This window comes from uncultured Ligilactobacillus sp. (assembly GCF_948826705.1).
GTDB lineage: Bacteria > Bacillota > Bacilli > Lactobacillales > Lactobacillaceae > Ligilactobacillus.
Genome location: NZ_CAQLEL010000103.1, coordinates 35,437 through 55,292, shown reverse-complemented (window position 1 = coordinate 55,292; position 19,856 = coordinate 35,437). Strand labels below are relative to the sequence as shown.

Below are 19,856 nucleotides of genomic sequence, written 5' to 3'. Positions count from 1 at the left end.
GGTAAAAACGTATAACAGATCAATATTTAGCGACTCATACATAAAAGATACCTCCCCATTATTTTTAGATATAACGAATAATCATAAGGGTATTATATATCGTTAATTCCACAGAGTAAAAGATAATGATACGCTGGGGGAGTAGAAAAATAAGGAGGAAAATCATGGGTAAAAATTATCTTTTAGGTGTATCACTTTGCCTGATCGCAGTTTTATCATGGGGTGCTATGTTTCCAATCATGGGACCAGCTTTAAAGATCATGGATCCCTTCAACTTTACTTTATTTAGATATGGGATCGTTGCTGTTATTTTTGCGATCATTTTATTTTTGAAAGAAGGACCACGGGCATTCTTACCAGAAAAACACTTTTTGAAATTATGGTTCCTAGGGACATCAGCCTTTGCTGGTTTTAGTTTTTTAGTCTTTTTAGGACAAAAATTAGCAGGTTCTTCAGGAGCATTGATCGCCTCGGTCATGATGGCAGTTCAGCCACTATTAGGTGTGATCGTTGGCTGGATCTATCGTGGGACTAAACCGGGAAAATTTGTTTTTATGTCAATGTTAGTTGCTGCGATAGGTGTTTTTTTAGTAGTAACTAAAGGTGATCCAGCTAATTTATTAGGTGGTCAAAATACGTTATTAGCAACGATTTTGATCCTACTAGGTGCACTATGTTGGGTGATCTATACGACTGGCGGGGCTGATTTCAAGGAATGGTCGATCTTACGCTATTCAACGCTAACAACAATTTATGGCGTGATCTCAGTCAGCATTATTTTGACATTAGCGATAAGTTTAGGTTGGCTAGAAGCACCAACTGTAACACAGGTTCAAGGTGTAAGTGGCGCACTTGTATATATGATCACTTTAGCTGGTGTGATCGCAGTCTTTGCGTGGAATTTAGGGAATCGATTGATCGGTGCTTTAAATGGGATCTTATTCATGAACCTAGTGCCTGTAACCGCCTTTGTGATAACTATCTTGCGTGGATACCAAATCACAAGTTATGAAGTAGTAGGTTGCTTATTGACGATCAGTGCCTTAGTTGCAAATAATTTGTACAATCGTTACAGACTGAAATGATATTTACTAAAACACCCATGAACCGCTCTATAATTGAGGTCCCTGGGTGTTTTTATGTATGTAATGTGATCAGTTATTTTTTATCTTTAGGAAATAGTTTAGTAATAATTAATTACAAAAAACAAAACATAAATTACAATACATATAATTTTTTATTTGAGCATTTCAATTCGAAGTGATAGGATCACTTTGGAGGTGAATGGAATAGGCTTACTAAGGCTACAGTAAGAAATATTAGCATTAATGATGAATCATTATACCTTTTTGAAGTCTCCCTATGTGGACAAAATGGCATTGGAGTTGGATCGATATGAAAAAATCTAGTATATCTTTATTAATAGTGTTTGCTATGGTTACTGTCACTAATGGATGCTCTAAAAACAATACTGTTCAGGTAACAAATGGTTCAAAAAGTGGAAAAATTTTTAAAAGTAGATCAGAAGATGAGGAGGGAAAGCGTGAAATAAAAGATTTTTATGCTAGACAAGGGCTAGAAGTTGATGTAAGTGGCTTTAATGACGGTTATCAAGTAACTCTTAGTAATAGTTCTTTATTAGAAAATTTACGAAATAACGATAGTAACGGATATATCCGCAATGTACTTATACCGATTTCAAAAAATATTAGCCAAGTTAGTGGTAAAAAAATTTATTTCCGAGCTGGGGACCCCAATAATGTATTATTGGCGATATGTAAAGAAGGTGATGTTGAGTATAGTTTATATGGAAAATAGTGATGTTATTGTTCTATATTCTGATATAAGTGCACTGTCGTATAGGACGATAGAGAAGTACTTGGATAGTATTATGGAATTTACTCTTCATGAAGTAATGTAATTTTAGAGTAATTGATTTTTTTCTTACATATAGAATCAAGTTGTTTATGGAAAGCGGTTTTGTTACTAATATCTCTGTATCGGATAACACTAGGTAGGATAAAATAGCGTTTAGGAGCATATGGTATTTTTCCTTTTGTTACTAGTAAATAACAATCTTTGAAGCTAATAGCTATCAGATCACTATCGAAAGACGGAGAAAATAGGCCTGCCGTGATATAAGCTGTAGGATACTGTTTGCGTATCTTCTTTAATTTAAAATGATCAGTACTTTTTGTCAAAGTGATAAACACTTTCGGAGAGAAAATCCTTAATTCTTTCCAAAAAAGTAGAGGATAATAAAATATTAGAAGAAAAACTATGATTGCGATAAAAAAAGCTCCTGAATAAGAGATAGAAACAGTGAACGGGATACGAAATAGTAATAAGATTAAAACACGCAGAATTGTAGGTGCTAAGAGATATACAGCTAACAAAACTAAGAGAACCATGCCAAATTTTGCAAATATACGAAATCTGTTAGGTGATATTTGTGCTTTCCAAAGATATTTATAAATGCGATACCAATCGTGTTTGGTAAGTTGAGTGACAAACATATCGTTTTCTCCTTTATGATTTAATTAACTAACTATTCTTCATGAAGTAATTTGACGTCAGAATAATTTACTATCCGTTCGCAGACAGGCTCAAGTTGCTTAGAAAAAGTTATTGTATGTTTTATGTCTTTATATCTGATGATGCCAAATGATATAAAATGGCGCTTAGGATCATAGGGCAGTTTGCCTTTTGCCACTAGTAAATAGCAGTCTTCAAAGTTGATAACGATCCACTTACTATTAAAAGGTGGCTCAAACATACCCTGATTGGGAGTGATATAAGCTGTCGGATATCGTTTGCGTATTTTCTTTAGTTTAGCAAGTGAAGTTCCTTGCTTCAAAGTGATAAACACTTTTGGAGAAAATCTTCGTGATTCTGCCCAAAAGAGCAAGGGGTAGTAGAATATCAAAAGTGAGCTCACAGTTATTATCAAAAAAATCTCGTAATAAGAAAGATAATAAGTTAGTGGAGCACGAAGTAGCAATAAAAATAAAACACGAAGGACTATAGGGAAAAGGACCCATACTGCTAATAAAATTCGCAAAATGGCAACAGTTTTTACACATATGCGTATTTTTTGAGGCAATAATTGTGCTTGCCAAAGATATTTGTAGATCCGATACCAGTCACGCTTGGTAAGTCGAGTGATAAACAAAGAAACTTCCCCCTTTAACTTTTACTATAGTGTAGAACTGATTGTGATATAAAACAAGGCAAGGTTTTAAATTTTTGGGGTCAGTGATATATAGGTGACAATAGATTCGACCAGCCTATTTTTTGTGTTATAATTTCAAGTTGTACACTTAAATTACAGAAAGGATGAAGCTGGTTGGATAATGAACTTTTAAATGACAGTTTGCCCCCGCAAAATATTGAAGCGGAACAGGCTGTTTTAGGGGCAGTCTTTTTGAGCCCTGATGCTTTAGCCGATGCAATGGAATTTGTGGAAGCTAAAGATTTTTACCGGCGTGCCCACCAATTGTTGTTCCAAGCAATGATCGATCTAAACGACGATGGAGAAGCGATCGATGTTTTAACGGTCAATAACCGCCTTGAGATGAACAACCAACTCGATGATGTCGGTGGGGTCGCCTACATTGCTGAATTGGCTTCATCCGTGCCGACAGCAGCCAATGTGGGGTATTATGCCAAATTGGTGGCAGAAAAAGCTGTTCTACGCCGGGTGATCGCAGCGGCAACCAATATCATCACTCAAGCAAAAGAACAAGATGAACCTGTTTCTGATCTCTTAGAATCGGCAGAACGTCAGATCATGGAAGTGGCGGAAAACCGCACCCAAAGTGGCTTTAAAGAGATCAGTAAAGTTTTGACTGATTCTTTAGATGAGATCGATAAATTGTCACAACAAGATGAAGATATCACAGGGCTTGCAACTGGCTACAAAGATTTCGACCACATGACAGCTGGGCTGCAGCCGGATAATTTGATCATCTTGGCTGCCCGCCCGGCTGTGGGTAAGACGGCCTTTGCCTTGAATATCGCGCAAAATATCGGGACTTCGACCGATAAGACGATCGCATTATTTTCTTTAGAAATGAGTGCAGAATCGCTGGTCAACCGGATGTTATGTGCGGAAGGGTCGATCAGTGCTAATCACTTGCGTACAGGGCAATTAGATGAGCAAGAATGGGCTAATCTGATCGTGGCAGTCGGAGCACTTTCAAAAACGAGTATTTATATTGACGACACACCAGGGATCAAGATGTCTGAGATCCGGGCAAAGAGTCGCCGTTTAGCAAAAGAAAAGGGTAACTTAGGCTTGATCGTGATCGATTATCTACAGCTGATCGAAGGTTCTAACAAAGAAAGTCGGCAACAAGAAGTGTCTGAGATCTCGCGTCAGTTAAAGAAATTATCAAAAGAGCTCTCAGTTCCGATCATCGCCTTATCTCAGCTCTCACGTGGGGTCGAACAGCGCCAAGATAAGCGGCCAGTGTTGTCCGATATCCGTGAATCTGGATCGATCGAGCAAGATGCCGATATCGTAGCATTCCTTTATCGAGATGACTACTATGAGCGAGCTGATGGGGATGATGATGACACCGATAATGCTGGTCAACCGGAAAATCAAGATGTCGGTGAAGTTGAATTGATCATCGAAAAGAACCGTGCCGGTGCGCGTGGGACTGTTAAGCTTTTATTTATCAAATCATATAATAAGTTTGCCAATATTGCCTATACGCCAGAACTACAGTAAATTTTGACAATTGGTGTAATAAAGGGTAATCTAAGGCAGTAAACAGAGTAAAAGGAGAACAAACATTATGTGTGGTTTTGTTGGGTATGTAAACCAAACTGATATTCCAGATAACACAATTGAAAAAATGGCGGATCGTATCCGTCACCGTGGTCCAGACGATGAAGCATATTTTGCAGATGAAGGGGCTGCAATGGGGTTCCGTCGCCTTTCGATCATCGACTTGGCTCATGGAAAACAACCAATGTATAACAGTGATGAAACTAAAGTCTTGACCTTCAATGGTGAAATTTACAACTATCGCGAAATTCGTGAAGAGTTGAAAGCTTTAGGTTACGAATTTAGAACAGATGTTGACTCAGAAGTTTTGATCCACGGCTATGATGCATGGGGCCCTAAATTATTAGATAAACTACGCGGGATGTATGCTTTTGTGATCTATGACCGCAAGACTAAGGAAGTCTTTGGTGCGCGTGACCACTTTGGTATCAAGCCAATGTATTACTATGATGATGGGCAAAGTTTCTTATGGGCATCTGAGATCAAAGCTTTCTTAGACCATCCAAAATTTGTAAAAGAGTTCAATGAAAAACTTTTACCGATTCATTTGAGTTTTGAATTCATCCCTTCTAAGGAAACGATGTTCAAAAATGTCTATAAGCTTTTGCCAGGTCATTACTTTATCCACAAAGATGGCAAGACTAAGATCCATCAATACTACAAATTCAACTACGATCACATCGATGAAAATCAAACGATCGAAGGCGATGCTAAGAAGATCCAAGGCTTAGTCGACAACTCAGTTAAAGCTCACATGGTCGCAGACGTTGAAGTTGGTAGTTTCTTATCCAGTGGTGTCGATTCAAGTTATGTTTTGAATGAAGCTGCTAAGTTAAAACCGATCAAGTCATTTTCACTTGGTTTCAACAATTCCAAATATAGTGAATTAGATTGGTCTTCTCGCTTTGCTAAAAAGATCGGTCAAGAAAATACGCGGATCACGATGGATGGTGATGATTACTTCGATATCTTGCCAACGATCATGTACTACATGGACGAACCGCTCTCTAACCCATCAGCAATGCAACTTTACTACCTTTCCAAAGGGACTAGAGAACAAGTCAAAGTTGCACTTTCTGGTGAAGGGGCTGACGAATTCTTCGGTGGGTACAACACTTACTTAGAAGCTCGTCCATTTGAAAAATATCAAAAATATGTTCCAGCTGGTTTGCGGAGCGCACTTTCTAAGATGGTGATCAACTTACCTCGTTTCCATGGACAACGTTTCTTGGTCCGAGGGGCACAACCATTAAGTGAACGCTACTACCGGGTAAACTATGTCTTTAACTATCATGATCGGGATAAGATCTTGAAGAACAAGGACTTAAATGTTGACTCTGGTGCTTACACCAAGCACATTTTTGATGACGTTAAAGATAAAGATGAAATGACACAAATGCAATACTTTGATATCAACACCTGGTTGCCATTTGATATCTTGCATAAGGCTGACCGGATGAGTATGTGTAACTCACTTGAAGTTCGGACACCATTAGTTGATAAAGAAGTGGCTGCTTTTGCTGCTACAATGCCGATCAAAACGCGTATCCGTGGTGATGAGACCAAGGTATCCTTGCGAACAGCAGCTGCAGCTGAACTACCAAAAGATGTGGCAAATAAGGAAAAACTTGGCTTCCCATCCCCAATTGCTAGTTGGATCAAAGAAGACAAGTTCAGAAAACGAATCGAAGAAGCCTTTACTTCAGATGTAGCTAAGAAATTCTTCGAACCAGAAGCCTTACTTGAGATCTTACAAGAACATATCAACGGTAAGTCTTCAATGCAAAAGATCTTTACTATCTACACCTTTATCTTATGGTATCAAGTGTACTTCCCAGAAGACACGACAGCAAATACTGTAAGCAAGGTCAAGATCACCAAATAACCTTTTTCCCCAGTTGAATGACTGGGGTTTTTATCAATTACTAAATTTATCTGACGAATGTGTGATATCTTAGCTCAAGCAGCATTGATGAGCTTAGCCTTAAATATCCGATCATGTCTCAAAAATGGCACACCTGTATCTTTTTTGAAGAAAAAGCAGATAAATAAAGTTTTAGCGACTATAATCAAGATGTTAGCAAGTACTATATTGCTAATTAGGGAATATCTTAGGGAGATAAATGAGCATTTGGCTGAGACATTTGTTGAGTAGCTTACAAGAAATGGTGACATTGCTGGTCCTAGGTCGGGCAGTACACCCATCCAGCAGATCGTCCGAACTCAGGCTGTGTTTGTTTTTAGTGCACTATGAGATAAGTGGTGGATCAGAGATCTTTACGATTTTTGATCCACTATTTGTGTGGTGGATCAAATAAGCAGGTAGCCTTCCTTGCGATAGGAGGCTACCTGCTTTTAGTTAGTTATCTGTAAAATAGTTTGTTCAAATTTTTCAGCTAAATTAGGCATATCAAGAAATTTAGCGGTCGCAATGCATTTAGTCAATGGACGGCGCCAAGTATTAGCTGGTTGATGAAGTAATAATTTCTTGAGATTGGTAAAAAATTTGAATAACAACTTTTCGTAGACCATATTTTCAGTCAGGTCATAATTTTCGAGTAACGTGAGATAATGTGAAGCATTGACGTAATTTTGGTGCTGAATAAAATAAAAAATAATATCACAGATCAAATTGAAACTTTTCTGAGTATACGGTGTAGTATTATTGCCAAATTTAGCTAGATTACGTTCGATCTTGGCCAAAAATGGTTCGAGTTCAGCGGGGGAAAGTGCTGGTAAGATCAATTGGAAGAACTTAAATTCATAGTCGGTCCAAGAAAAAGCTTGGATCAAATATGTGTATAAAGTATTGTCACTTAAGGTATATGGTTGTGACTTAAGTTGACGGATCACTAGATCTAAGGCACCTAAAATATGGGTGTAAAAATCATTGTGCTTTGGCTGGGCGAGTGATTGCGCTTGGCGATAGCAAAGGATCAGCCCCTCATGATCCTTTGCTCGCGCAGCTAGGACGACTTTGAGAAAGAACGTATCTTCTTTAGAAGTATTATAGCCACTAGCGATATATTCTAGCTCAGAAAATGAAACATGGAGCTGATCGAGTAAAGCAAGTAAGTGTTGGCTATAGATATCGGTCTTTCCAGAAATAAAACGATTGTAGCTTGAACGCGACATATTATCGCCGATCAGGTCAGAGACCTTGATGTTCTTGTTGGTTCTAAGCTCTGAAATAACTTTATGATATTCCATTGCTTTAAAGCGCTATATAGCGAATATGGAATTATGCAAGTTGCATAATTTAGAAAGAAATATAGCTTTCCTTTCATAATTTTGTGCAATAACTACGGGAAAAGTAACCCATCTTCCACATTTTACCTTTCTAAGATGGTTTGTAGCACAGTTATGGGGGAGTTTGCTTTCCCTAATAGTATTAGTTTTATCTTTTAATATATAGTACTTTCTCAGGAGAACGTTTACAAGAAAAGTACCTAATCTGACACAAAAGTACCTTTTTAGCACAAAAACCAGTCAAAAAACTAAAGATAGATTAGAATATAACTATAGATCAGCTAATATATATCTGTAAGAGAGAAACACAAAATCCATAAAAGAGACACTTTATTACAGAAACGCATCCACCCAATATAGCTCCTGTATAGTATATTGCTGATTTTTGATGGATCAGACTTTGATTCATTATTTAGATTTAAGACTTAGTATATGAGTTGCAATCTGATACGCTATATAGCTTAAGATCCCACCCAGGTCTTAAGCTATATTGTGTGTGTCTTACATAGATAAAATAAACCTCACTAAAATGTTTAGTGAGGTCATTAGTCGTGCTTATTACTTCTGATCAAAAAAAGCATCGTAAATGTATTTGACAGCTTTATCAGCATCAGCGCTCTTAGTCCCAAGCATGATCGAAACTTCAGATGAGCCCTGATTGATCATGTGGATGTTGATATTGTGATCTGAAATAGCAAGGATCACATCTTTCATGATCCCGATACGATTGATCATCCCTTCGCCAACGACCATGATCAAAGCATAATCATCGATCCAGCGTAATTCATCTGGTTGGATCACAGCGCGAATATCACGTGATACGGCTTCTTTTTTAGCTTCAGTCAACTGACTGTTATCAAAAATAATAGTCAGATCATCGATCCCAGAAGGCATGTGTTCATAGGATATCCCGTATTTATAGAGGATATTTAAAATTTTTAGTGTAAAGCCGGCCTCTTTGTTCAACAGGAATTTGTGCAAGTATAGTGCGGAAAAATGTTTAGCACTTGAGATCCCGGTGATCGGGGTGATCGGAGTAAATTCTTGATACGGAATGATCATCGTGCCGGGACGGTCAGGATGGTTAGTATTTTTAACGTTGATCTTGACCCTTCCTTCGATCGCAGGGACGATCGCTTCATCGTGGAAGACTGAAAAACCGGCATATGAGAGTTCTCGCATCTCACGGTAAGTCATTTTGGTGACTGCGTATGGATCATGGACTAATTTAGGGTTAGCTGCGTAGATCGCATCCACATCGGTAAAGTTTTCGTAGAGCTCAGCGTTTAACCCGCGGGCAACGATCGCACCGGTGATATCTGATCCGCCCCGTGAAAAAGTAGCGATCTCACCTTCTCTTGTTACCCCAAAAAACCCGGGAAATATCAATTTCTCATCCGTATAGTCTAGCCGAGCTAAGTTCTCATAAGTTACGGGCAAGACCGTGGCGTCGTTAGGCTCAGAGCTGACTAATAAACCAACTTTGCGAGGATCGATGAAACGAGCTTTGATCCCGATATGGTTCAAGATCAAGGTCAACAGGCGAGCATTGAAATATTCTCCGTGTGCTTTAAAAGCTGCTAAAAGGTATTCGGCACTGGGATAGGTCCTCTCCTGGAGCTGTTGTAATTCTTTTTTGAGCCAAGTGAGTTTCTCAGTTGGTAACTCAAAAGTTTGGGCGATCTCTTGGTAGCGCTCAAAGATCTTGGCTTGGATCTTTTTAGTATCTAGATAATTTAAAAATTGTTCAGCATAAGTGATCAATAGGTCGGTCACTTTGATGTCATCGCTAAAACGCTTGCCTGGGGCCGAAGTGATCACCGCCTGACGCTCTGGTTGAGCGGTCACGATGGCGATAACTTTCTTGAACTGTTCTCCATTAGCTAAAGAACTTCCACCAAATTTAACAACTTTCATAACAAAAAACCTCTATATCTTATCTAATTTTTTTCAATGAGTTTTAACACCAGTTTTTTCATATCTTTAGGATCACAAGTCAGATCGTGTAAGAGTGGTGCAGTAAAGAGTTCCGCGATCGTTTGTGGATAAGGCTGTGCGATCACTTGTTGTAACTGTTCTAGTGCGGCTGTTCCAGTGGCTTCTTGGCGCTTATCTAAAGCATCTAAGACAGCCTCAGGGAATTTATACGGGCTAGCAGTGGCAACGACGATCATCGGGGTGAGATCACCTGTTTTCAACTGGTATTGGCGTGCGACAAACGAGCCGACTGCGGTATGTGGATCGAGTGGATAAGTTTCTTTTTCAAAGACACGTTTGATCTCGGATGCAGTCTGGTCGATCGTGGCAAAATCAGCAAAGAATTCATTTTGTAATTTAGCGATCAGCTCAGCATCAAGCGCATAAACGCCCCTAGTACTGAGTTGATCCATCAATTGCGCAGTTTTAGTTGCATCTTGGTCTAATGTATAGAATAATAAGCGCTCTAAGTTGCTTGAAACTAAAATATCCATCGAAGGCGAAGTCGTCACGTGGAATGGACGTTTGCGGTCATAGATCCCACTAGCAAAAAAGTCAGTTAAGACATTGTTTTCATTTGAAGCACAGAGCAATTTTTTGATCGGTAACCCGAGTTTTTTAGCGTACCACCCAGCTAAAATATCGCCAAAATTCCCTGTTGGAACACTGAAGTTGACCGCTTGACCGGCAGTGATCTTACCGGCTTTGAGCATTTGACCATAAGCATAGAAGTAATAGACCATTTGAGGGAATAGGCGCCCGATATTGATCGAGTTAGCTGAGGAGAATTGATAGCCCTGCTGACGTAGCGCAAGTACCATATTAGGATCATCAAAGATCTCTTTGACCTTGGTCTGAGCATCATCGAAGTTTCCCGTGATCGCCACAACATGGGTATTGGCACCGGTCTGGGAACGCATTTGCTTTTCTTGGATCTCACTGACCCCGTCTTTAGGATAAAAAACAATGATCTGGGTATCTTTAACATCGGCAAATCCTGCCATAGCAGCTTTGCCAGTGTCACCTGAAGTCGCAGTCAAGATCACGGTCTTTAGGGCAGTTTGATTTTTTTGTGCTGCTAATTGCAGTAAATGAGGCAATAATTGCAACGCGAGATCTTTAAAAGCGATCGTTGGACCATGGAATAATTCCAAATAGGCAAGATCATCGGTGAATTTGACGGGCGTGATCTGTGGTGAAGTAAAATTATCCCCGTAAGCTTTGGCAATACATTCCTGTAATTCGGTAGCAGTATAATCACTAAAGAATGGTCGTAATATCTTAAAAGCCAACTCTTGATAAGTTAATTTTGGTAGATCCATTAATTCCAAGTTGAGTTTAGGTAAATGATCTGGGACAAAGAGACCGCCATCGGGACTCAAACCTTGTAAGACAGCTTGTGAGGCTGAAAATGAAGTCGCATGATAGTCACGCGTGCTACGGTATGAAATTGCCATAATCTCACGATCCTTTCGAGTAAATTTGAGTTCATACTACCAAAGTAAGGTTAAAATAACAAGTAAAAATTATTAGTTAAATTAAATTAGGTGTTTAAAATCTTTTGAGCGAAATTTGAATATGTTAATATTAAGGAAATATAACTTTTTTAGACACGGAGGAATGCGCGCATGAAGACGATCGATATTGGGATCTTAGGTTTAGGAACGGTAGGTAGCGGGGTCGTAAAGATCTTACAGGATAATGCACAAAAGATCACGGACATCACGGGTTGCAAGTTAAATGTCAAAACGGTGGTCGTACGTGATGTGACCGCTAAGCGCAATGTGGATCTGACGGGGATCGAATTGACCGATGATCTTACCAAGTTAGTGACCGATGATGATATCAAGATCGTCGTTGAAGTGATGGGGACAGTCGAGACCGCGCGTGGCTATATCAAGCAACTGCTCAATGCCAAAAAACATGTGGTAACAGCTAACAAAGATCTGATCGCGCAACATGGTCCCGAGCTATCCGAGCTTGCCAAACAAAATCACTGTGATCTCTTTTATGAAGCTAGCGTTGCTGGGGGGATCCCGATCTTGCGTACGATCGTCAATTCGTTTGCGGCCGATCAAGTAGAGTCGGTCTTAGGGATCGTCAATGGGACGACGAATTTTATTTTGACCCAGATGACACAAAATGGACTCTCGTATGCGCAAGCTTTAAAACTTGCGCAAAAAAAAGGCTTTGCGGAAGCTGACCCAACTAATGATGTCAAAGGTAAGGATGCTGCCTATAAGATGATCATTTTGACGCAGTTTGCTTTTGGCAAAGATATCACCGTTGATGATGTGAAACTCGAAGGGATCGATGGCGTGCAGCTTGCTGATATCAATGAGGCTGCCCAGCTAGGCTATACGATCAAATTGCTAGGGATCGCTAAGCTCATCGATGATAAATTAGATGTCTCAGTTGGACCGGTGCTCGTTCCTAGTTCACGTCCGTTGGCAGCGATCCAAAATGAAAATAATGCTGTCTTAGTGACTGGAAAAGCTGTCGGTGAGACGATGTTTTATGGTCCAGGTGCTGGTGAATTGCCGACCGCTAATAGTGTTTTGAGCGACATCATCGCAGTCACCAAAGATATCGTCTTAGAGACTACTGGTAGTCGCTTTAACGGCTATGTCAAAAACGTCGCTTTGGCCCCAGCAAGTGATGTGATCTACCCATACTATCTTTCCTTAGTGCTCCCAGATAAACCGGGTCAAATGTTGAAGTTGACTGAGATCATGGCAAAACAAAAGGCTAGCTTCAATGTGATCAAACAGACCGGCGAAAGCAAGGGCACAGCGCGGATCTTACTTGTGACTCATGCGATGAGTGAAGCTCAGCTGAATGCGATCAAAGCAGAACTAAAAGAAATGCCAGAGATGCAGTTACTAGCTGCGTATAAAGTATTGGAGGATTAGCGTATGCAAAAGATCATTGTACCTGCTAGCAGTGCTAATTTGGGCCCTGGCTTTGATTCCTTAGGGCTAGCCGTTGATCGTTATTTGACATTAGAGGTGTTGGAAAAAACACCTAACTGGCAGATCGAACATGACCTTGGCCCTGAAGTTTCGCATGATGAAACGAATTTGGTCATCAAATCAGCTTTGACCCTAGATCAAGATCTCATACCGCACAGGATAAAAATGACCTCTAAGATCCCCTTGGCACGTGGGCTCGGCAGTAGTTCAGCGGCGATCGTGGCAGGATTGAAATTAGCTCAAGTTTTATCTGCCAAACAGTTTTTAGCTCAAGAATTACTTGAGGTAGCTACTAAGATCGAAGGTCATCCCGACAATGTGGCACCAGCGTTATTTGGGGGGCTGACGATCTCACTGATGGTAAATGGGCGTCCGCAAACGATCAAGGCTTCATTTCCTGAGATCGGGCTGTTAGCATATATTCCTGATTTTGAATTAGAAACTAAGGTCAGTCGAAGCGTCTTACCAAAACAATTAGAATATGCGACCGCAGTACGTTCGGGAAGTGTGGGCAATGCCTTAGTGGCAGCCTTATTGACTGACGATCTAGAGCTAGTGGCTGAATTGATCGAACAAGATGGCTATCATGAGCCGTACCGTGAAAAATTAGTCCCACATTTAAAAGTTTTACGTGAATTAGGCCATAAAGTAGGTGCTAAGGGTACGTATTTGAGTGGGGCTGGTCCCACCGTAATGACACTGATCGAGCCTGAAAAGATGGAGCTATTCATCAAGGAAGCCAGAGAATACGGCTTGACTGGTGAGTTTGCCCAATTAGGAGTCGATCAAAAGGGTGCCCGTAGCGAAGAAATTTAAATAGTTTGTTAAAACAGATCTAAAACTAGGAAGAATAGTTTTAGGTCTGTTTTTTATTAAAAAATATATAACTAAATTAAAAAAAGTTTGACGAAGATGTAAAAAGGGGCTACTATCTGTATAACTTTGTGTTGTCTTAAGTTAGTTAAGGGGGAAAATGTATGGTATCACAGTTACGAAGCTTAAATGTCAATGTTCGTGTGCGCTTACTGACATCGTTTCTATCTCGTTTTTTTGGCAATATGGTCTATCCTTTCATGTCGATCTATTTAACGCTGTATTTTTCAGACCAAACAGCAGGGACGATGTTACTTATCATCACCAGTGCAGCGATCGTAATGGGATTTTTGAGTGGCTATTTAGCCGATATATTTGGTAAGAAAAAAATCATCATTTGGGCTCAGCTCTGCCAAACAAGCGCTTTAGCTGTTATGGCACTCTTCAATTCACCAATATTTATCATCCCTAGTGTGACATTTATGATGATGCTACTGCAAAATACTGCAACAGCTCTTTTAAATCCAGCAGCCGAAGCGATGATCATTGATGATAGTACGCCAAAAAATCGTTCATTCATCTATGCAGTCGATTATTGGGCGATGAATTTGTCGATCATGTTTGGCTCGATGATCGGCGGGATGTTTTTTAATGAATATCGCTTTGAATTATTTACGCTGCTATCCTTATCATCACTTGTGGTACTTTACATCATGGCACGTTATTTGACTGATGATGCACCCAGCTTAACAGGAAAAAATAACGTAAAGCAGTTGCTTTTAATGTATGGCAAAGTTTTACAAAACAGGCAGTTTGTGATCTATTGTGTGGCCCAACTGCTAGTCATGTCACTGGACGCACAGGTGATAAATTACGTTAGTGTGCGTTTAGCCAAGTCATTTCAGGTGATAGTTTTAGGCCACGAATTTACTGGGATCCAAATGGCAGGACTGATCCGTACGGAAAATACACTGATCGTAGTCTTGATGACCTTGATCGTACCTAGTTTGACTAAAAGGTTAGGTGAGAAGCACTTGTTGCTCTTAGGCTTAGTGATGTATATTCCGGCTTTCTTCTTTATTATTGGTTCTAATAATTTCTATACTTTAGTATCAGCTGTATTTGTAGCTTCGATCGGTGAAGTTTTCATCATTCCGTTGAGCAAGACGATGCTGGCAGAGTTATCAACGCAAGAATTACGTGGAACGTATATGGCACTAAACGGCTTTATTTATCGGGGGACCGCTTTGTTAGGGGCGTTAGGTGTTATGCTCGCTTCGACTTTTTCTCCTTATCACCTAGCCTGCTTTTGGGTCGGGCTTGCCAGTATAGGCTTTGGGTGTTATCTATATTTGTTGCCAAAGATAAAATTAAATTAGAAAGAGTGTGAACTAAAGCGGTAGTGCCGTACAGTTAATGGTAACTCAAACATAATACACTTTTTGCTTTGGGGTTGAGTTTTTTAGTGAATGCGTTTCCACTAAAAAAAGAGACAGTCACAGCCTCCTTTTAAGCGTAAAATTTTAAGTTTTCAAGGATATATTCTTTGAAATATGGCAAGGTAAATTCAAGCATTCCACGCGCAGGGCTTTTGATCACTTGTGCATCTAAAAGACGCTTGCGATACATTGAAAGATAGTTTTTAGGTTTGTCCAGTTTTTGTTGGAGATAGGCGGTCGTGACGACCTGGGTCGGAGCTTTTGCCATAGCGATCACAAAGCTATGATCGACTGGTGAGAGCTCTTGTAAGACCTTGTAGTAGACATTTCTGCCTAAAGTTGCAAGATACTCACCTTGGATCTGTTCTAGTGTTGCCAAAGTTATCTTTTTATCGGCAATTTCCCACAATAAATATCCCAATAGTTGAAAAGAATAAGCATATCCCTTAGTTTTTTTGACCATTGCGATCAAAACATCCTCACTAATAGTGATACCTTTTTTAGCGAAGGTATCTTGGTAGCTGTGTTTGATCGAAAGTAGATCTAAATTAGAAAGCTCCATCCGCGCACTGCGAAGTAGAAAGGTCAAAACATCATCATTTTGTAATTCGGAAAGCTTATTGGGCAAACCAGTCATGATCAAGGATATTCGGTAGTTTTCGCGGATCAATAGCTGATATAACGAGATGAAATTTTTGACTTCGGGTGTTGGATCGACTTCATCAATGGTGACTAACAGTGAAATGTTTTTAGCTTGCAGTTTATCTAAAATATTTTCGAGTAATATCTGGTAGTTTGTTTCAGTGAGCTCTTGTGGATGATACTCGAATTGGATCCCAAAAGCTGACAACTTGATGCCTTCGATCTTATCGAGTAACCTTTTGATCTCAGGTGAACTTTTTTGGCAGATAGAATCGATCAAAGTTTGTAAAATATTATAATTAGTTGTTAGATTTACCACTAACCAATTTTTTTTAGCACTCATTTTATTACCAACATCAGTCAAAAGTGAAGTTTTGCCAACTCCTCGGACTCCGTAGATCAGAGTTGTCTGATAGGGACTATTGGGGTTTTGAAGTTCGGTCGATAATTTAGTGACGGCATGGGCACGGTCTAAAAAAATATTAGGAACTTTACCGAAACTGGGATTGAATGGATTATTCATAAATTATTCTCCTTTATACTCGTTTATACTTCTGATTTGATTTTATACCCCTTTATACTTGTAAACAATAAACTTAGCTTTAATTTACCTTAAAGATAGGATAAAATAACACTTGGAAGACTGGCATGAATTTTAGATAGATATATCAAACTAAAGATAGTAGTGCTGTGGCTTCGCTCAGATGGGATTTTGTCCACATTGAGCATTGGCGTGTTACCAAAATCTGAGGCTAGCGGATAGCTACGAATAGCCAACGATGCAAAGAACGCATCATTGTCTCTTCTAGGCTATCCGAACGCCTCACTCGATTTTGTCCGCACTGAGCAATGTCGTGCTACCCAATGCAGAGCCTAGTGAATAAGAACACCCCAACTCCGAGGCAAAAGACGCCTCAAAGTTGAGCTATCCTTATTCATACGGCTCAAAGCGCATTTGTCCGCACTGAGTAATTGTCGTGCTCCAGACCGCAACTCCTAGGAAATAACAATACTTCGCTCATGAGGCAAGACCTGCCTCATAAGTGAGCTACCGTTATTTCTACGGAGTAGACCGCGGTCTTGCGCACTGAGTTCTATATATATTGTATTTTTTTTTGAAAACGTGAGATAATCAATAAGATATAAAAATGAGTATGAGGAGATGCAGTCAGGCGTGCTAGCTGTACCAGAGATAAAAAAATTATTACAAGAACACCAATTGTTGCAATCACTTGTGATCGCACCTAAAGCAGAAATGTTTACCGAAATTACATACGATTCCCGTAAAGCTGGAGCCCAAACGCTATTTATCTGCAAGGGTAATTTTAGACCTGAGTATTTAGCTAGTGCCAAAAAAGCTGGGGCAACAGGTTATGTGGCGGATCAATATTACCCAGAAGGCGATGGGATGACCGCGATCATCGTTTCTGATGTTCAAAAAGCAATGGCCTTGTTGGGGGCCGCTTTTTACAATTATCCCCAAAATGAATTGTTCATCATCGCTTATACGGGGACAAAGGGTAAAACGACCTCGTCTTACTTTGCTCGCGGGATCTTAGAACAAGCGACCGGCGATCGGACCGCCTTATTTTCCACGATCGACCGGATCTTAGGACCAGAACCAGACCAACGTTTTAAATCCGACTTGACCACCCCAGAGTCTTTGGATCTATTCCACGATATGCGTCAAGCGATCAATAACGGGATGAATCATTTAGTCATGGAAGTCTCTTCTCAAGCTTATAAGAAGAGCCGTGTCTATGGCTTGAAATATGATATCGGCCTGTTTTTAAATATTTCACCTGATCATATCGGTAAAAATGAACATCCGACTTTTGAAGACTATCTGTTCTGCAAAGAACAACTACTTTTGAACTCTAGGACTTGTGTGATAAATGCTGAAACAGCACATTTGTTGGATGTTTATCAAACGGCTAAGGCGAGCGTAGGGACTGAAAATATCTATCTTTATGCCCGAAAAGATGCTCAACTGAGTTTTGATGTGCCTGTTGATTTTGAGATCGCTAATGACTTTGAAGATCTTAAACAAAGTGAATTTAAATTGAGTGCTAAAACTAAAAAAGCGCAGTCCTTGGCGATCGACGGTACTTATGCGATCGCTTTAGCGGGTGATTACAATGAAGGCAATGCGGCTAGTGCGATCATCGCTTCAGCTTTAGCCGGAGCACGTAAAGCGGTCGCTAAAGAAGCTTTACCGCTTGTCAAAGTTCCTGGTCGAATGGAAATGCTCACATCTAAAGCCCACGGGACAGTTTACATTGATTACGCCCATAATTATGCAAGCTTGAGTGCGTTGCTCAAATTCTTGCGACAACAGACCCATGCCGGTAAGATCAGAGTCGTAGTCGGAAGTACTGGTGATAAAGGTATCTCACGGCGCGAGGGCTTTGGGAAAGCATTGAGCGAAGAAGCTGATGTTGCTTATTTGACGACTGATGATCCTGGATTTGAAGATCCAATGCAGATCGCCCAAGAGATCGATGCTCATATAGATCATGAGCGTGTTGAAGTCGTTTTTGAACTTGATCGTAAAAAAGCGACCCGTTTGGCGATCGAAGCTAGCACAGCTACGGATGTTGTCGTTTTAGCAGGCCGTGGTGAAGATAAATATCTAAAAGTAAAAGGTGAAGAGATTTTATATCCGACCGACGTTGAATTGGCACAAGAGATTTTGGAGGAATTAGAGTAATGGCAATTGAGACAGCAGATTTTACCCCGATCCTTTTGGGGAGCGATTTTAATGTGTATGGCATGGCGCGTTCATTTTATGAAATGTTCCATAAACCGGTCAAAGCATTTGCGCAACGAGAATTAGCTCCAACGCGCTTTACAAAGATCGTGGATCTCGAATTGATCGATGGCTTTGCTGAAGATCCAGTCTGGATCGAAGAGATGTTAAAGATCAAAGAACGTTATCGTGACCATGCAGAACCAGTCATCTTGATCGGCTGTGGCGACGGGTATGCAGAGCTCATCGTTCGTCATAAAAAAGAATTAGAGGATGTCTTTGTCTGTCCATATATCGATGTTGATATGTTACATCAGTTGAACAACAAGGAAAACTTTTATAAGGTCTGTGAAAAATATGATCTCCCTTATCCTAAGACTCAAATTATAACCAAGGAAATGCACGATAGCGGTGAAAAGATCGAGCAACCATTTGACTATCCAGTAGCTTTAAAACCAGCTAATAGTATTGCGTGGTTAGACGTTAAATTCGAAGGACGTAAAAAGGCCTTTCGGATCCGATCACGTGAAGAATTTGACCGGATCGTCGATTTAGCCTACACTAATGGCTATACGGGTGATTTTATCTTACAAGATTTCATCCCAGGTGATGATAGTAACATGCGGGTCTTGAATGCCTATGTTGATCAAGATCACAAGGTCAAGATGATGTGTTTAGGTCATCCATTATTGGAAGATCCAGCTCCTTCTGCGATCGGTAACTATGTAGCGATCATGCCAGAATACAACCAAGAGATCTATGATACGATCCAAAAATTCTTAGAAGAGATCAAGTTTACCGGTTATGCTAATTTTGATATGAAATACGATGTGCGTGACGGCAAATACAAACTCTTTGAGATCAACTTGCGCCAAGGTCGCAGTAGTTTCTTTGTGACCTTGAATGGTTATAACTTAGCGCAGTGGGTCGTACGCGATTACGTGACGGGCGATCTTAAAGATGCAAAAACACTTTACTGCAATGAACATAACGACCATGCTGCTTTATGGTTGGGCGTTCCAGTGAAGACTTTCAAAAAATATGCACGTGAAAATGAAGCAAAGAAACGTGCTTTAGAGTTGATCAAAGAAAATCGTTATGGAACAACATATGAATATTCTGAAGATATGAATCCTAAGCGGTGGTTATTGATCAAGTGGATGAACCACAATTATGTAAAGAATTTTGCCCGTTATTTTGCAGAAAATAAAGGATAAGAT

General features: G+C 40.0%; 15 protein-coding genes. 9 read left to right on the top strand and 6 right to left on the bottom strand.

Annotated features, from left to right (window positions below; translation table 11 throughout):
- Positions 1–164 precede the first annotated feature (164 nt).
- Both Q9Q35_RS07110 and Q9Q35_RS07105 read left to right on the top strand, forming a co-directional pair.
- Entirely contained in the window at positions 165–1,085 is a 921-nt protein-coding gene (locus Q9Q35_RS07110) for a DMT family transporter (RefSeq protein WP_304652760.1), read from the top strand.
- Between the two features lie 310 nt (positions 1,086–1,395).
- Entirely contained in the window at positions 1,396–1,818 is a 423-nt protein-coding gene (locus Q9Q35_RS07105; RefSeq protein ID WP_304652759.1) for a hypothetical protein, read from the top strand.
- Between the two features lie 80 nt (positions 1,819–1,898).
- Here Q9Q35_RS07105 and Q9Q35_RS07100 read toward each other — a convergent pair whose 3' ends face one another.
- Both Q9Q35_RS07100 and Q9Q35_RS07095 read right to left on the bottom strand, forming a co-directional pair.
- Complete coding sequence (locus tag Q9Q35_RS07100; RefSeq protein WP_304652758.1) at positions 1,899–2,516, bottom strand: hypothetical protein; 618 nt, start codon at positions 2,514–2,516, stop codon at positions 1,899–1,901.
- Positions 2,517–2,548: 32 nt separating this feature from the next.
- Positions 2,549–3,172 (bottom strand): hypothetical protein, encoded by a 624-nt coding sequence (locus tag Q9Q35_RS07095; RefSeq protein ID WP_304652757.1) that lies wholly within the window; start codon positions 3,170–3,172, stop codon positions 2,549–2,551.
- A gap of 174 nt (positions 3,173–3,346) precedes the next feature.
- Here Q9Q35_RS07095 and dnaB point away from each other — a divergent pair, with 174 nt between their 5' ends.
- On the top strand, positions 3,347–4,735 hold the full coding sequence (gene dnaB / locus Q9Q35_RS07090) for a replicative DNA helicase (RefSeq protein WP_304652756.1): 1,389 nt from the start codon (positions 3,347–3,349) through the stop codon (positions 4,733–4,735).
- A gap of 67 nt (positions 4,736–4,802) precedes the next feature.
- On the top strand, positions 4,803–6,680 hold the full coding sequence (gene asnB / locus Q9Q35_RS07085) for an asparagine synthase (glutamine-hydrolyzing) (protein ID WP_304652755.1): 1,878 nt from the start codon (positions 4,803–4,805) through the stop codon (positions 6,678–6,680).
- Between the two features lie 470 nt (positions 6,681–7,150).
- On the opposite strand, the gene Q9Q35_RS07080 is transcribed toward asnB, so the two are convergent.
- From Q9Q35_RS07080 to thrC, 3 genes are all read right to left on the bottom strand, one after another.
- Positions 7,151–8,005, bottom strand: a complete 855-nt coding sequence (locus tag Q9Q35_RS07080) for an Rgg/GadR/MutR family transcriptional regulator (RefSeq protein ID WP_304652754.1) — start codon at positions 8,003–8,005, stop codon at positions 7,151–7,153.
- A 597-nt stretch (positions 8,006–8,602) separates the two neighbouring features.
- A complete protein-coding gene (locus Q9Q35_RS07075) occupies positions 8,603–9,961 on the bottom strand; it encodes an aspartate kinase (protein WP_304652753.1) in 1,359 nt (452 codons plus the stop codon).
- Between the two features lie 23 nt (positions 9,962–9,984).
- Positions 9,985–11,478, bottom strand: a complete 1,494-nt coding sequence (gene thrC / locus Q9Q35_RS07070) for a threonine synthase (protein ID WP_304652752.1) — start codon at positions 11,476–11,478, stop codon at positions 9,985–9,987.
- A 171-nt stretch (positions 11,479–11,649) separates the two neighbouring features.
- Between thrC and Q9Q35_RS07065 the strand changes: the two genes are divergently transcribed.
- The 3 genes from Q9Q35_RS07065 to Q9Q35_RS07055 all read left to right on the top strand — a co-directional run bounded on the left by Q9Q35_RS07065 (position 11,650) and on the right by Q9Q35_RS07055 (position 15,185).
- Positions 11,650–12,933 (top strand): homoserine dehydrogenase, encoded by a 1,284-nt coding sequence (locus tag Q9Q35_RS07065; RefSeq protein WP_304652751.1) that lies wholly within the window; start codon positions 11,650–11,652, stop codon positions 12,931–12,933.
- Positions 12,934–12,936: 3 nt separating this feature from the next.
- Entirely contained in the window at positions 12,937–13,809 is an 873-nt protein-coding gene (gene thrB, locus Q9Q35_RS07060; RefSeq protein WP_304652750.1) for a homoserine kinase, read from the top strand.
- 161 nt (positions 13,810–13,970) lie between these two features.
- Entirely contained in the window at positions 13,971–15,185 is a 1,215-nt protein-coding gene (locus tag Q9Q35_RS07055) for an MFS transporter (RefSeq protein WP_304652749.1), read from the top strand.
- 130 nt (positions 15,186–15,315) lie between these two features.
- Here the strand turns inward: Q9Q35_RS07055 and Q9Q35_RS07050 are convergent, their stop codons facing one another.
- On the bottom strand, positions 15,316–16,410 hold the full coding sequence (locus tag Q9Q35_RS07050; RefSeq protein WP_304652748.1) for an ATP-binding protein: 1,095 nt from the start codon (positions 16,408–16,410) through the stop codon (positions 15,316–15,318).
- Positions 16,411–17,049: 639 nt separating this feature from the next.
- Here Q9Q35_RS07050 and Q9Q35_RS07045 point away from each other — a divergent pair.
- Both Q9Q35_RS07045 and Q9Q35_RS07040 read left to right on the top strand, forming a co-directional pair.
- On the top strand, positions 17,050–18,597 hold the full coding sequence (locus Q9Q35_RS07045) for a UDP-N-acetylmuramoyl-L-alanyl-D-glutamate--2,6-diaminopimelate ligase (RefSeq protein WP_304652747.1): 1,548 nt from the start codon (positions 17,050–17,052) through the stop codon (positions 18,595–18,597).
- Positions 18,597–19,853 carry a carboxylate--amine ligase gene (locus Q9Q35_RS07040; protein ID WP_304652746.1) on the top strand — a complete coding sequence of 419 codons (1,257 nt, stop codon included), beginning with the start codon at positions 18,597–18,599 and terminating at the stop codon, positions 19,851–19,853. Before Q9Q35_RS07045 ends, Q9Q35_RS07040 begins: the two co-directional genes overlap by 1 nt.
- Positions 19,854–19,856 lie beyond the last annotated feature (3 nt).